The sequence below is a fragment of the Brevibacterium sp. RIT 803 genome, assembly GCF_016892625.1.
Taxonomy (GTDB): domain Bacteria; phylum Actinomycetota; class Actinomycetes; order Actinomycetales; family Brevibacteriaceae; genus Brevibacterium.
In genome coordinates this window covers 494,420-507,687 of record NZ_JAFEMW010000001.1, presented here as the reverse complement: position 1 = coordinate 507,687, position 13,268 = coordinate 494,420, and the positions used below count along the sequence as shown (strand labels likewise).

Annotated in this window: 11 protein-coding genes; 9 read left to right on the top strand and 2 right to left on the bottom strand. The window is 54.6% G+C overall.

Features of this window, described 5'->3' with window-relative positions; translation table 11 throughout:
• Positions 1-371 precede the first annotated feature (371 nt).
• Positions 372-1,709 (bottom strand): MFS transporter, encoded by a 1,338-nt coding sequence (locus JTF07_RS02385; protein WP_204232716.1) that lies wholly within the window; start codon positions 1,707-1,709, stop codon positions 372-374.
• Between the two features lie 91 nt (positions 1,710-1,800).
• Between JTF07_RS02385 and JTF07_RS02380 the strand changes: the two genes are divergently transcribed.
• Genes JTF07_RS02380 through JTF07_RS02355 form a run of 6 tightly spaced genes read left to right on the top strand, consistent with a single transcriptional unit; the run spans position 1,801 to position 7,662 of the window.
• Entirely contained in the window at positions 1,801-2,673 is an 873-nt protein-coding gene (locus JTF07_RS02380) for an IclR family transcriptional regulator (RefSeq protein ID WP_204232715.1), read from the top strand.
• Positions 2,670-3,845, top strand: coding sequence for a CaiB/BaiF CoA transferase family protein (locus JTF07_RS02375; protein ID WP_204232714.1), 1,176 nt, complete (start codon positions 2,670-2,672; stop codon positions 3,843-3,845). Before JTF07_RS02380 ends, JTF07_RS02375 begins: the two co-directional genes overlap by 4 nt.
• The gene (locus JTF07_RS02370) at positions 3,842-4,579 is read left to right on the top strand and encodes an enoyl-CoA hydratase/isomerase family protein (RefSeq protein WP_204232713.1); all 738 of its coding nucleotides are present in this window, start codon (positions 3,842-3,844) and stop codon (positions 4,577-4,579) included. Before JTF07_RS02375 ends, JTF07_RS02370 begins: the two co-directional genes overlap by 4 nt.
• Positions 4,579-5,415: a CoA transferase subunit A gene (locus JTF07_RS02365; RefSeq protein WP_204232712.1), complete on the top strand. Its 837-nt coding sequence runs from the start codon at positions 4,579-4,581 to the stop codon at positions 5,413-5,415. Before JTF07_RS02370 ends, JTF07_RS02365 begins: the two co-directional genes overlap by 1 nt.
• Positions 5,408-6,169 (top strand): CoA-transferase subunit beta, encoded by a 762-nt coding sequence (locus tag JTF07_RS02360; protein ID WP_204232711.1) that lies wholly within the window; start codon positions 5,408-5,410, stop codon positions 6,167-6,169. Before JTF07_RS02365 ends, JTF07_RS02360 begins: the two co-directional genes overlap by 8 nt.
• Positions 6,166-7,662 (top strand): class I adenylate-forming enzyme family protein, encoded by a 1,497-nt coding sequence (locus tag JTF07_RS02355; protein ID WP_204232710.1) that lies wholly within the window; start codon positions 6,166-6,168, stop codon positions 7,660-7,662. The genes JTF07_RS02360 and JTF07_RS02355 overlap by 4 nt, the downstream gene beginning before the upstream one ends.
• A gap of 117 nt (positions 7,663-7,779) precedes the next feature.
• Here the strand turns inward: JTF07_RS02355 and JTF07_RS02350 are convergent, their stop codons facing one another.
• On the bottom strand, positions 7,780-8,802 hold the full coding sequence (locus JTF07_RS02350; protein WP_204232709.1) for an Lrp/AsnC family transcriptional regulator: 1,023 nt from the start codon (positions 8,800-8,802) through the stop codon (positions 7,780-7,782).
• Between the two features lie 234 nt (positions 8,803-9,036).
• Between JTF07_RS02350 and JTF07_RS02345 the strand changes: the two genes are divergently transcribed.
• From JTF07_RS02345 to JTF07_RS02335, 3 genes are all read left to right on the top strand, one after another.
• Positions 9,037-10,263: a dipeptidase gene (locus tag JTF07_RS02345; protein ID WP_353843849.1), complete on the top strand. Its 1,227-nt coding sequence runs from the start codon at positions 9,037-9,039 to the stop codon at positions 10,261-10,263.
• 25 nt (positions 10,264-10,288) lie between these two features.
• Positions 10,289-11,344 (top strand): zinc-binding dehydrogenase, encoded by a 1,056-nt coding sequence (locus JTF07_RS02340; RefSeq protein ID WP_204232708.1) that lies wholly within the window; start codon positions 10,289-10,291, stop codon positions 11,342-11,344.
• Between the two features lie 253 nt (positions 11,345-11,597).
• Positions 11,598-13,052: a sodium:solute symporter family protein gene (locus JTF07_RS02335; protein ID WP_204232707.1), complete on the top strand. Its 1,455-nt coding sequence runs from the start codon at positions 11,598-11,600 to the stop codon at positions 13,050-13,052.
• The last annotated feature ends 216 nt before the right edge of the window (positions 13,053-13,268 follow it).

Below are 13,268 nucleotides of genomic sequence, written 5' to 3'. Positions count from 1 at the left end.
ATCGTTGGCTGGTTACTGTATTGATCAGTCACAGCCTGAGTCTCTTCGAGAGGTGAGAGCTGAGATGGAAAGAGAGTTAAAGAGAATATTGGCACTTTCTCAAGCTGTTGAGCATGGTTGCAAGCTGCCTATTGCCACTATGGGCTTTCCTCTTCATGACCTGGTGAATGGCGTTGGACGAAGAGTTTAAGTGTTGTAATCGGTCGCGAACGGAACGGCTAGAGATTGGGTCGGCTGCGCTCTGTTCGTGGACATCGAACACTCGAGGTCTGAAATGATCGCCCTCGGTACGGGGATGAGTTCAATCAATATGCTGGCGGCCAGGCGGTATTGACCCCTGGCCACCAGCACGCGTCGTCATACTTTCGACATCACGTAGTGCTTGGGAGTCTTTCGACTGGTTCCGTTTGCTGCTCGCGACGTGGTCCGAGCGACACGACACCGGTACGAATGGCAATGATTGCACCTATGAGACTGACTACAGCGGTCGCGGCCAGCCAAATTCCAGGTGCGGCGGTGTTGTCGAATTGATGGATCATGCCGGTTGCGATCGCAGGGGTGAATCCTCCGACCACTGCTTGTGCGAGGCTGTAGGCAACAGAAAATCCGGTAGCCCGAACCTGTGCAGGCATGATCTCGGTGAGGGTGACCACCATGACGCCCTGGTAGCTCCCGTAGAGGAATGAGAGCCACAGTAGCGCAGTGAGTAAACGACCAAATGATGGCGCGGCGACCAACCACATCATGACCGGATACGCGGTGATACCGATGATGATCGACGATGCGAGCAGTAGCTTGCCGCGCCCGACCTTGTCGGAAAGCGCACCCATGATCGGGATCCAGATAAAGTTCGAAAGGCCCACTGCGAAGGACACGATGTAACTGTCCATTGCCGACAAATGCAGTTCGCGTTGCCCGAAAGTCGGCGTGTAGGTCGTGATGAGGTAGAACATCGAGCTCGTAAGAACGACGAGGAGGATCGCGATCCCTACGATCTTCCAATTCTGTAGCAATGTCATGAAGATCGTCTTGATCTCGGGTGTCTGCTTCTTCTTCTCTCGTGAACTGAATTCCTCGGTCTCTTGCAAAGTGCGACGGATGTAGAACAGGAAGGGCACGAGTAAGGAGCCAAAGATGAACGGGATGCGCCAACCCCAGGACTGGACCTGTTCAGTGGAAAGGCTCAGATAGAGCGATACACCGATGACGGCCGCAACCATCACTGATACTTGCTGGCTCGCTGACTGCCATGAAACAAAGAAACCGCGACGGCCCTTGGGTGCGATCTCGGCAAGATAGGTGGAGACTCCGCCTGATTCAGCGCCTGCAGAGAAGCCCTGGAGCAGTCGGCCAACAAGAATGAGTATGGGTGCTGCGATCCCGATCGCGCCGTAGGTTGGTGTGAACGCGATGATGAGGACACCCGCCGCCATGATCGTGAGACTGAGAATGAGACCCTTCCGTCGCCCCTTACGGTCGATATAGCTACCGAGCACGATTGCACCAAGAGGCCTCATGATGAAGCCGACACCAAAGGTGACGAATGACAGCATCAGCGAGAAGTACTCATTCCCCGGGGGGAACATTGTTGCTGCGATGGCCCCGGCGTAGAACCCATAGACCATGAAGTCGTACATTTCGAGGAAGTTGCCGCCAGTCGCTCGGAAAACGTCCCCAGCCAGCTTCTTGCGTGGAGTAGGTAGTGACATCGTTGTCTCAATCCGTTCTGATATATAGAACTAAGTTTCGAATGCTGTAACTATAGTTGCTTCGCTGGCTTATTGATGTCAAGGGGGTCGGGTGAAAAGCCGCGGATTATCGGCTCGAGCGACAGTTGCGGGTAAATTGTGTCTGTGTAAACTAGAAAACAGAACGGCGTCCTATATAATGGAACGCATGAATACGACACTGCTCAAAGGACTGAAAATGTTGGAACTGCTCGCTCGTAGTGAGAAGAGCCGATCGATTAGTGAGCTCGTGCGAGAATTCGAATTGCCGAAGAGTAATGTGCATCGAACCCTCAGCGCCCTTGTCGAAGCCGGATTCGTCCAGCAGGATGCGAACGGGAAGTACGAGTGCACGCTGAAGCTTTTCGAGCTCGGTAGCCTGATCACGAGCAGAATCGATGTTCGCTCGAGAGCCGAAACAGCGATGGAATCCCTCGCGGAGAAGACTCGCGAGGCCGTTCACCTTGGCGTGCTCGAAGGCACCGATGTCGTGTACCTACATAAGATCGAGAGCTCCGAGCCGATCAGAGCGTACTCGCGAGTCGGCGGTCGAGCCCCCGCCTACTGCGTTGCGTCGGGCAAAGCACTGCTGGCCTACCAAGCTGATGACTATCTCGTCCGTTTCCCGGATGAGCTGACCTCATATACTTCGACAACTCTGAATGCACGATCGGACTTGGCCGAGCAACTGACCGAAGTCCGCCGACAGCGAGTGGCCATCAACGGCGGCGAATGGCGTGAGGAGGTCGGGGGCGTCGGTGCAATTGTCTTCGATCACAATGACAAACCGGTTGCGGCTGTAGGTGTTTCCGGCCCTCTCGAGCGAATCCAGACCAGCCTTCAGGTCAATCGCGAGGAAGTCCTCGCTGCGGCGCACGACATCTCCCAGGCGCTGGGATGTCGAGATTACGAGCGCACTGTCGCTCAATGGGAAGGACGAAAATGACTCATACTCCACTCGCCGGAGTCCGCGTCGTCGAAGTGTGTACAGTCGCATCGGGCCCCTACTGCGGGATGTTGCTCGCTGACATGGGTGCCGACGTCATCAAAATCGAACGACCTGAGACGGGCGATACGATGCGTGGTTGGCCTCCATTCAGCAATGGCTACAGCGAAAATTTCGCTTCACTCAACCGCAACAAACGCTCGATAGCACTCGATCTCAAGAATGACGAAGACCGAAACGTCGCCAGCGAGCTGATCGACGACGCCGATGTAATTGTGGAGAACAACCGACCAGGAGTCATGGATCGTCTTGGATTCGGGTACGAGTCCGTGAGAATCGCCAACCCTGGAATTGTCTACTGCTCGATTTCTGCATACGGCCAACGTGGGCCCCGCAGCAGCGAAGCCGGCTTCGATCTCACCGTCCAAGCCATGAGTGGAATCATGAGCGTCACGGGAGAGCCGGGACGTGCGTCGGTCAAATGCGGAGTGCCGATCTCCGACTTCGCTACCGGGCTCTACGCCGCGTACTCGATATCGTCGGCTCTCCTCCAGGCTCGCTCGAGCGGGATCGGGGCGCGACTGGACGTGTCGATGCTGGGTTCGAGCCTCGGGATCTCAGCCTTGCAGACCAGCCAGCTATTCGGCAGCGGGGAGGACCCCGTGGCTCTTGGAGGCGCGCATCCTCGAAACGCCCCGTATGAAGTCTTTCGCTGTGCGGACTCAGATGTTGCAATCGCAGCCGGAAACAATGGACTGTTCGCGGCATTCTGCACTGCATTCGACCGCCGCGACCTGTTGGAAGATCCGAGATTTACGAGTACGGAGAAACGCGCGTCAAACCAAGCTGAACTCAAAGCCATTGTTGAAAGCGAGATTCTCATTGGCCGCTCCCGCGCCAAAGTGCTCGATGATCTCAACGGTGCCGGTGTTCCATGCGCTCCAATCAACCAATATTCGGAAGCTCTCGCCGATCCGCAAGTCGAAGCCATGGGCTGGGTGCAGGATCTGAACTTGCCAAACGGAGACGACACAAAGACCTTCGGATTTCCGGTGGAGATCAATGGCGAACCCAACCACCTCGTTCGACAACCACCACTGCTTGATGAGCACCACGACGAGATCATCAACGAACTCGTTCGTTCTCAAGCGGCAAAGGAGCCAATCACATGATAGAAACGACTACTCCGCCGGTCGCGGTGCACTCGGACGGCGTCGTCTACCGAGTAATTCTCGACAGGCCGGAGAAGCGCAACAGCCTGAATGCTGACCTCGTCGAGGCGCTGATCGGTGCAGTTGGTTATGCTCGAGAAGAGGGGGCCCGCCTCATCGTCTTCCAGGGTGAGGGAAAGAGTTTCAGCGCTGGCTTTGACTTCACCGATCTTTCGAATCAATCAGACGCCGTTCTGGCTCACAGGTTTCTCCGTCTAGAGACTCTCCTCCAGGACGTTGCCAGCGCCGAGATCCCGACGCTGGCAATGGCCCATGGTCCAACGTTTGGCGCAGGAGCCGATCTCTTCGCAGCATGTGATACAAGGATCGTCGCCCCCGACAGCACATTTCGGTTTCCCGGGTTACGCTTCGACGTCGTACTCGGAACGCGTCGTATTATCGACCGTATCGGAACAGAATCCGCCCGCTCTGTACTTGCTGAGGGACGCACAATCACCGCAGATGAAGCGTTTGCCATGGGACTGGCGACCAAAATCGCAGATCGCGACGACTGGCCAGGCGTTGTCGATACGGCACTCGACCAAGCATCGTCATTGTCTCCTGAAGCGGCTGCTTCCTTGAGCCGAGCATTGTCCGTCGGCGATTTCGATGCCGATTTCGCCGATCTCGCACGCAGCGTGGCCACGCCTGGCCTGCAGATGCGGATTAAGAACTATGTAGAAGGGCCCCGGTAATGACAGCTCGAACTCAAACTGATAGCAAGCAGCTTTCGCTGTCGAAACTTGTAGAGCGTATCCCTGATGGTGCATCGATCGCGGTCGGGGGAAGTTTCCTCCACCGCTCACCCAATGGTGTTGCGCGAGAGCTCGTGCGACAGGGCAAACGAAACATCGAAATCGTCAAGCAGTCGCCGGGATATGACATCGACCTCTTGTGCCGGGCCGGTGTCGTAGACAGAGCACGCACCGGAATCGTCGCGATTGAGGGCAATTTTGGCCTCGCTCCTCACTACCGAGAAGCTGTGGAATCTGGGGCACTTGAACTTGAAGAGCATTCCTGTGCAACCTTGACCGCAGGGCTTCGCGCGTCGGTGTTCGGAAACCCATTCCAGCTGTGCGCTGGTATCGATGGTTCCGACCTCGCCGAACTCAACGGGTGGGTGAAGATCGATGACCCATATGGCAGCGGACGTCACGGCTGGGCGATCCCGTACATCCGGCCCGACTACGCGATCCTCCATGTCAACGAGATCACCGGAGACGGCGATGCCCGGGTGCTCGGCACCTCGCACTGGGATCGAGTCATGAGCAGGGCCGCTGAGAAGGTCCTCATCGTCGCGGAGAGGAAAGTCGACAAGGCTGAGTTCCAGAAGGCTCCCAATCTCACTTTGGTTCCCCACTTCCTTGTCGACGCGTATTCGGTGGCTCCCGGCACCGCGTGGCCCGGATCCTGCTGGCCCGACTATGAAGTCGACTACCCCGCAGTGGAACAGTACCTGGAAGCGGGTGACGAAGCGTTCGATATGCATCTGCGCTCAGCTCCCGAGGCTTTGGAGGCCAAGCATGATTGAAACACTTGTCCAGGACGTCGAGCCTGATGCGACGTCGGCATTCGAATACATGGTCGTCAATCTCGCCAGATTCATCCGTCCCAACGAAGTGACCTTCAGCGGGGTCAACTCGACCTTTCCCATGTTGGCCTGCCTGCTCGCCAAGCGGGCCTATGACTTCCCATTTACTTATGTCAATGTCGCTGGTGGAGTCGATCCAACACCCGACAGCGTTCCCGTTTCGAGCTCGGACCCCCTCCTCACCACCGGAACCGCCTCGATCTTCGACAATGAAGACTTCTACGACCTCAGCTGCCGCGGCGGCATGGACTTGAGCTTCCTGGGAGCGGCTCAGATTGATGGAAAAGGCAGGACGAACAACTCGGTGATTGGCTCGTGGACGCATCCGAAAGTCCGTCTCCCCGGTGGGGGTGGTGCCGCCGTGATGCTTCCGACCGCGAATCGGTGCGTCACGTGGCGAACTGAGCACAGCAAGAGAACCCTCGTCAACGAACTGGACTTCGTTACGGCGGACGGTGGAATGCACGGACTCGTGACACCGCTGGCCGTGTTCGAACTCATCGAAGGGGCACTGGCTCTGAAGTCGTATAACCCTGCCACGTCGCTCGAAACGGTTCGAGAGCGGACCGGATTTGGCTTTTCCTCCCAGGGAGCCGGACCGACTCCACCACCGACACGGCGAGAACTCCAAGGACTGCATTCGCTGGACCCCGATGGCTCAATCGCTGCTGACAACGAAGTGAGTGTGAAATGACAACCGAATATCTGACGCTTTCCCGGAGACTGAGCGAATCACTGGCGCGTCATGCGGGCTCAGGGCGGACCGCATTCAGCTCGACAGATGCCGAAGTGACTTACGCCGATCTGCGGGACACTATCGCAGGAGCCCAGAGCAGATTTTCGTGCCTGCGCCTGAACAGGGGAGACCGGGTTGGACTCGTCGTCGACAAGACCGCCGAGTCAATTGCGGCATTCATCGGTTTGATTCTCATGGGTGCCTGTCCTGCCTTCATCGATCCACGCAGTTCGACGAGCCTGCTCAGAGAGCAGTGCGAGATTGTCGGTCTGAAATCGCTAGTCTGCGAGCCCGAACGTTACGACGAGCTTGCCGCAGTCTCCGACATGGTCGTGTCGACAGGGGAACTAGGCGCGCAGCAAAGTATCGAACTTATCGTGGCCGACGTCGTTGCCAGTGATAAGGCACTATTGCTGTTCACCTCCGGGAGTACGGGCCGCCCCAAAGGAGCCGTACTCTCGCACAGCGCGGTCGCAACACACGCAGCAAGTTTGATCGAGCGGACTTCGCTGTCGGACCACGACGTGCTCCTGCATTTAATGCCGATCTTTCACACGAACGGCGTGAACAATCAGATCATCGCACCGCTGATCGCCGGTGCACGGGTAGTGCTCGAGGAGAAATTCCGCCCAAAGTTGGCCGTGGAGGCTCTAAGGAGGACCGAGCCCACCATTGTGACTGGAGTGCCGACGATGTTTCTCCGCATGCTTCCTTACGTGCAGCCCAATGATGAGTTTGAGAACCTGCGCATGATTCGATGCGGGTCCGCGCCGATCAAGACTGAGCAGGTGAAGGATATAGAAGCCGCTTTCGGAGTGCCCGTCGTTCTCTCGTATGGCATGTCCGAAGCGACGTGTACTTCAACAATGAACCCGCCGGAACGGCGGAAAGCAGGTTCAGTGGGCACCGTGCTCGCGGGTCAAACTATTCGCATTGCCAAGCCCGGAAGCTTGGACCCTGTGGCTGAAGGCCGTGATGGAGAAGTACTAATCGGCGGAGACACCCTGATGGCCGAATATCTCGGAGCTGACGGAGCCGATCCGATCGAGAACGGATGGCTCCATACCGGTGACCTCGGGCGTATCGATGCGGACGGGTATCTCATGATCTCTGGTCGGCTCAAAGACACTATCGTGAGGGGAGGAGAAAACATTTCACCGGCAACTATCGAACAGGCACTAGTCAGTCATCCCAGCGTCACCGATGTGTGTGTCCTCGGACGTGAGCATCACGACCTCGGTGAGGTACCTGTGGCCTACGTGAGCGTCAGCGGGCAGGCGTCGACGACAATCATCGCGGACCTAAAGAACTGGGCAGAGTCTGCACTCAGTCGGCCGTTTGTTCCTGAGGATATACATATTCTTGATGAGCTTCCTGTCACTCCGGTGGGCAAGATCGATCGCAAATCGTTGGCCAATCTTGACAGGCTTAGAACCGCGGTGGAAAACTGAAACGTCACCAAAATTCGGAACGCGAAATTCTATCTACACATGATTTAACGCATCGAAAGTTCGCATATTAAAGAGTAAATCAAGTACTTGGAAAATGGCAGCCTTCTTGTGTTAATTTCATGTTTGCTGTGGGAAATAGCCGCGTTTAACGGTTCTTAGCTCCAGCCCGATACTTGTCTGCTGAGCGTGCGTCAGGGCGGAGACGTCCGACGTGATGAACTCGTATATTCTGTCAATGTCTTTTAGGATAACTTCAGCGACCAATTGATAGTCCCCGGTTGTCGCCGAGACGTATCGAACTTCCGGGATCGCACTCAATTGAATTGCCGCGGACTCGAGACGCTCTGTTCCCACTTGAATCCAAACCATTAGCGGAGCCTCGTACCCGAGTAGAGAGGGATCGACGTACGTGCCGAACTGAATGCTCTTGGAGTTCCATAGTGAATCAACCCGCCTACGAACCGACGATTCGCTGATCCCAGAGCGAGCTGAGAGCTCCTTTAGCTTCAATCGTCCGTCTGTGGAGAGCAGGTCGATCAAGCGGCGGTCTGTGGAGTCAAGCTTACGTGACATCTCGCCGTCCGGAGACGGTGTAGCGGAATCTGCCAGGTTGTCACCTTCAACGCCGAGTATCCTCCTACCCCAGTCATAAGAAGTCTTAAACGTACGAATCACTGTTGCGCTTTCGCTACTGACTATCCCCGGTATTTCTCTGAAGCTGTCAACTAGAACATCCTCTAGCTGAGCTCTTGTTGACACAACCAATTCGAGTAACACGTCATAACTCCCGGCAAGGATGATCACCAGTCGTGCGTCCGGTCGTGAAGCAAGAGTTTGCGCTACCGCTTGGGCGCTTCCTATCTCGCATTTCAGCCTAATCATTACTGGAAATCCGAACCCGCAGCGAAGCGGATCAGGCAACGCTGACACCCGTACTTTTCCTGAACTGAGCAGTCGGCGACCTCGGCGCAGTACTACTGACTCCGATACATTCAAGATCTCGGATATTCTCGCCCACGATGCGCGCGGCGATAGTTGTAATGCCGCGACAATCTTTTGATCGGTCGAATCGAGAATGTGCGCCGCATCCTGCCGGAGTGAAGTCGCTTCGGGCGTGGCAAAGCTCTGTATCTCGTTCATGCAGGCTATTTTCTCACAGAACTAGGGTTGACAGGTTTACGTCATCCAGGGATATTAGAAGCAGCAGATCCAGCATAGAGATCCTTGAGATGACATCAATCCTGCAGATCTTGGAACTGCCGAAAGTAAACGGCCGGAGGCAAGGTCCACCACATTTGCCAAGCGCTGTCAGTGATCACCGTAGATCGCAGAAAAGACATGCTGCGGTATGCGCAATCCAGAAGGAGAAATATCGTGAGCAACAGTACCGAAATGAGCGAACACTACTCTTCCGGCAAATACAACGGATACGAGTCGTACTCATACCTAGAATCAGGGGCAGACTACACAGAATTTGATCTCGTGGAGCAGTTGGACAGGAAGCCTGTGTACGACTTAGGGCTCGACCAGGAGCAATCGGAGCGAGCCGCGAAGCTACTGCGCGATAACATCGTGATCAGCCTTCATGATCATCCACAAGTCTTTCCTTCCCACATGAGCGAAGTGCGCAGCTATAACCGCACTGGGCGGCAGCGGACTGCTTATCGAGGGCTTTCACGATCTGGCATGACAGCCGTGTTCGATAATCTAATGGATGGTACGGCGTGTGTGACCAGTAAGTTCGGTTGGAAGTTCGATGACGTGTTGTACGACTTGGGCATGAGGCTCAGCGATATCGCGCATCAAGAGTTCGTCCGTGTGTGTCGCGGCGTTGAAGATATCGCTCAAGCACATGAGAATGACGAAGTCGCCTTGATCATGAGCCTCGAGGCTTCTACCCCAATCGAAAATGAAGTCGACAGACTAGATATTCTCTACGGTTTCGGCATCCGCTCAATGGGAATCGCCTATTCGGAGTCGAATACGTTGGGAACCGGGCTCAAAGAACCCCGTGACGGGGGCTTAACCGTCTTTGGTCGTCAAGCGGTGGAGAGAATGAACAAACTGGGAATCGCAATCGATGTGTCGCACTCCAGTGATTACACGTGCATGGATACCTTTTCTGCTTCCAGCAAGCCTGTTCTAATCACGCATGCAGGAGCTCGGGGGGTCTGGCCAACTCCAAGGATGAAGCCGGATGAGGTATTGAAAGGTTGCGCGGAAGTTGGTGGAGTCCTGGGTCTCGAGGCGGCACCTCACACATCCTTGTCAAAAAATCACATTGAACATTCATTGGAATCCGTTATGGATCATTTCGAGTACTGCGTGAACCTGATGGGGATCGACCATGTGTCTTTTGGTCCCGACACTTTGTACGGGGATCATGTCGGGCTCCATGACGAATTCGCCGCCAATTTGGGGGTACACCAGGCACACGTCGGTCCTGAATATCCGAAGATGCCGTACGTGGCGGGCCTCGAGAATCCAACTGAGTGTTTCTATAACATTATCGGCTGGTTGGTTAAGCACGGATACAGCGATGAGGACATCGTCAAAGTTGTGAGCACGAACACTCTGCGGGTACTGAACGAGGTTTGGTAGCCGCCGGTGCATCCGGAGGTCCGCGATGCGAAATGTGAGTATCAATAGTTTCGGAGGACCCGAGGTTCTTCGCATTGCCGATCGTCCAACGTATCGTGGCGACGAGACTAAGGTTCGAGTCGATGTCGAAGCCTGTGGTCTGAATTGGTTGGACGTAGCAGTCAGAAGTGGACACTCAGGGCCGGGGATCCGGTTGCCTAAGAAGTTTCCTCATGTCATGGGTGCCGACGCAGCTGGACGTATTGGGGCACTCGGCATGGACGCCCGGTCTGACCTGCGGATTGGTGATCGAGTGGTCGTCTATCCCGGTTTGTCCTGTGGAGAATGCCAATTTTGTCGTATTGGCGAAACATCCATGTGTCCAAAATTCGAATTGCTCGGTGAGGACACTGACGGTGTCCAACAGGAGGAAATATGGGTCGATCCACGGAACGTCGCCATGGTTCCTCAGGGCTTGACTACCGAAGAAGCGGCTGCGATTCCGGTCGCTTTCACCACAGCATGGAACCTGATCATCTCTGCCGGCGCGGTTCGAGTCGGTGAAAAGGTCCTAGTAGTTGGTGCCAGCGGGGGAGTGGCAACTGCCGCAATTCAATTGGCGGTGTCTGCCGGGGCTGTGGTTTGGGCCGGGACCCGTTCTCCGGACATTTTTGCCCGATCACTGAACGCATTGGGAGTAAGCGAATTATTCGACACGTCCACCCCGAACTGGAGCACTTTCGTTGCCGATCTTACAGATGGCTGCGGGGTTGACGTTGTTGTTGATCCCGTAGGAGCAGCCACATGGAAAGAATCATTACGGTCGTTGCGACCAGGTGGACGCCTCGTTGCATGTGGGGCTTCTTCTGGGGACGACCCAGGCATCAGCATTCGTGAGTTGTATCAGGCACATAAACGAATCATCGGAGCTCCACTGGGCGGATTGCAAAGTTTCAGATCCGTCGTCGACACAATCGCAACTCATCAGATTCATCCTGTTATAGACAGGGTAGTGCCGATGGAAGACGTTCATGACGCTCACAATGCTATTGAAACTTCAAATAGAATGGGAAAGGTGGTTATGAGGATTGACAATAGTTAATTGCATTTTCAAAGCGACGGCATCTATGGTGCCGAGGTCTCGTATCTAATTAAGCGTGGTATGTCATGCAAGAGAATATTATCAACACATTCGGGTCACCCTTTAGTGTCTGGCTGGTCAGTGGGTTAGTGATTTTATTGGTCGCCTGGTTTGTCGTCCGATCGAAATGGTATGCAAAAATTGGCAAGGATGATTTCAAGCGCAATAACAGTGAGAAAACAGAATCAGGGCTCGAAGACTCGGAGGGCTCGGCATGAAATTTGCAACTGTTTTTATTATCGTCCTTACCGTGTTTCTGGCGCTTGTTCTATATGAAGGTTTTAGGAGCGCTGCGAAAAACAAAGGCGAGCATGATTATCTTGTTGCAGGCCGCAGTATGGGTGCGTGGGTAGGGGGCGCTAGCATTGCTGCCACCCAGATGAGCGCAGGAACCTTTGTTGGCACTATGGGAATACATTACCTGACGGGCTCATCCTTCCTTATGCCGACAATAGGCATTTGGCTAGCTTTTATTTTCGCTGGATTTGTCATAGCACCAAAACTGCATAGGTACATTGATAGGCGAGGAGCTTTGACATTTCCCGATTTCATTGGGGATAGATATGGGCAAAAGCTGCCTCGCGTAATTATCACAATACTTTTAATAGGTGCCTACGTTGTCTTCCTCTCGGCTCAGTACCAGGCTGGCGGAATCGTCTTTGAACAGGTGTTTGGGATCCCGTTTTACTGGGGCTCAACATTGTTGATGGTTTTCATCGTACTTTATACGGTAGTGGGTGGCATGACGGCGGTGATGAGAACTGACTTCATCCAACAGATTGTCATGAGCGGCGCTGTTGTCATCGGCGTCCCATTTGCAATCAATTCTGCTGGCGGCCTTGCGAATCTGTCCCAAGAATTTGCGAGTGTGGGAGGTGATTTCGCTGGATGGCATTACGGTTGGGTGGATCTGCTCGGATTTCTTATGGGGTTTGGGTTTGCTGCTATGGTCGCGCCAGTCCTCCTCATGCGCTTCTACGCCATGAGAGATCGTGAGACGTGTGCCAAAGGTTCGCTTGTAGCTGTCTTCTTTACCATGATCACTTTCGGATGTGTTGCGGTCATTGGTATGTCGATGCGGGTTATTAGCCCCGACCTCGAGAATGCTGATTTAGCGTCCAGCGTTTTCGCCACGGACGTGGTTCCAAGCGTACTTGGAGCACTGATGTTGACGGCTGTCATTGCGGCGGTGCTCAGTACTGTGGATTCGGTGCTCCTAGTGATAGGACCGGCCGTGTCTCATGATTTGTATGCGAAGTTCATCCGGCCAGATGCGTCTGAACGACAACGGATGGTTGTAAACCGAGTTGCCACTATCGCCTTGGGAGTACTCCCAATCATATTGACATTTATGCAACTCGATGTTGTTCAGTTTATCGTTCTCGCCTATGCAGCTCTCATTGGTTCGACGGTATTCGCGCCCCTTGTGTTTGGTATGTTCTGGAGAAAGGCGAATCGATTTGGTGCTATATTCGCTATGGTTGGGGGATTCGGTGTGTGTCTATTGTGGTACTTGATTGGCCAGCCGTTTGTTTCACCGGTTATTCCTGGAATTCTCGTTAACGTTCTCGCGATGCTTATCGTCTGCCCATTGACAAAGCGGTCTGATCCTGCGGTTCTGAAGGTCTTTTTCGACAGTGAGGTAGCACCTTCAGGCCGCAGCAGGTAGGCATTCTTCTCTCGGCCATCAGACGTCGAGTTGGATCTTGTCGCGCTAGTAGCGATGGCAGTGACGATCGTCCAAATATTCTCCCGAGGACTTCACATGAAGGCCTCGGTAGAATAATTGGACGGCGGCGTTTCCTCCACCTCTCACGATATTGTCCTTGAGCCGACCCGAGATTGTGAGATACCCGTCGGCATCGATACGCCAGAGGTCACCGGT

Coding starts and splice junctions, on each gene's coding strand:
- JTF07_RS02385 (WP_204232716.1), bottom strand. CDS start 1,709: ATGTCACTACCTACTCCACGCAAGAAGCTGGCTGGGGACGTTTTCCGA.
- JTF07_RS02375 (WP_204232714.1), top strand. CDS start 2,670: ATGACTCATACTCCACTCGCCGGAGTCCGCGTCGTCGAAGTGTGTACA.
- JTF07_RS02370 (WP_204232713.1), top strand. CDS start 3,842: ATGATAGAAACGACTACTCCGCCGGTCGCGGTGCACTCGGACGGCGTC.
- JTF07_RS02365 (WP_204232712.1), top strand. CDS start 4,579: ATGACAGCTCGAACTCAAACTGATAGCAAGCAGCTTTCGCTGTCGAAA.
- JTF07_RS02360 (WP_204232711.1), top strand. CDS start 5,408: ATGATTGAAACACTTGTCCAGGACGTCGAGCCTGATGCGACGTCGGCA.
- JTF07_RS02355 (WP_204232710.1), top strand. CDS start 6,166: ATGACAACCGAATATCTGACGCTTTCCCGGAGACTGAGCGAATCACTG.
- JTF07_RS02350 (WP_204232709.1), bottom strand. CDS start 8,802: ATGAACGAGATACAGAGCTTTGCCACGCCCGAAGCGACTTCACTCCGG.
- JTF07_RS02340 (WP_204232708.1), top strand. CDS start 10,289: ATGCGAAATGTGAGTATCAATAGTTTCGGAGGACCCGAGGTTCTTCGC.
- JTF07_RS02335 (WP_204232707.1), top strand. CDS start 11,598: ATGAAATTTGCAACTGTTTTTATTATCGTCCTTACCGTGTTTCTGGCG.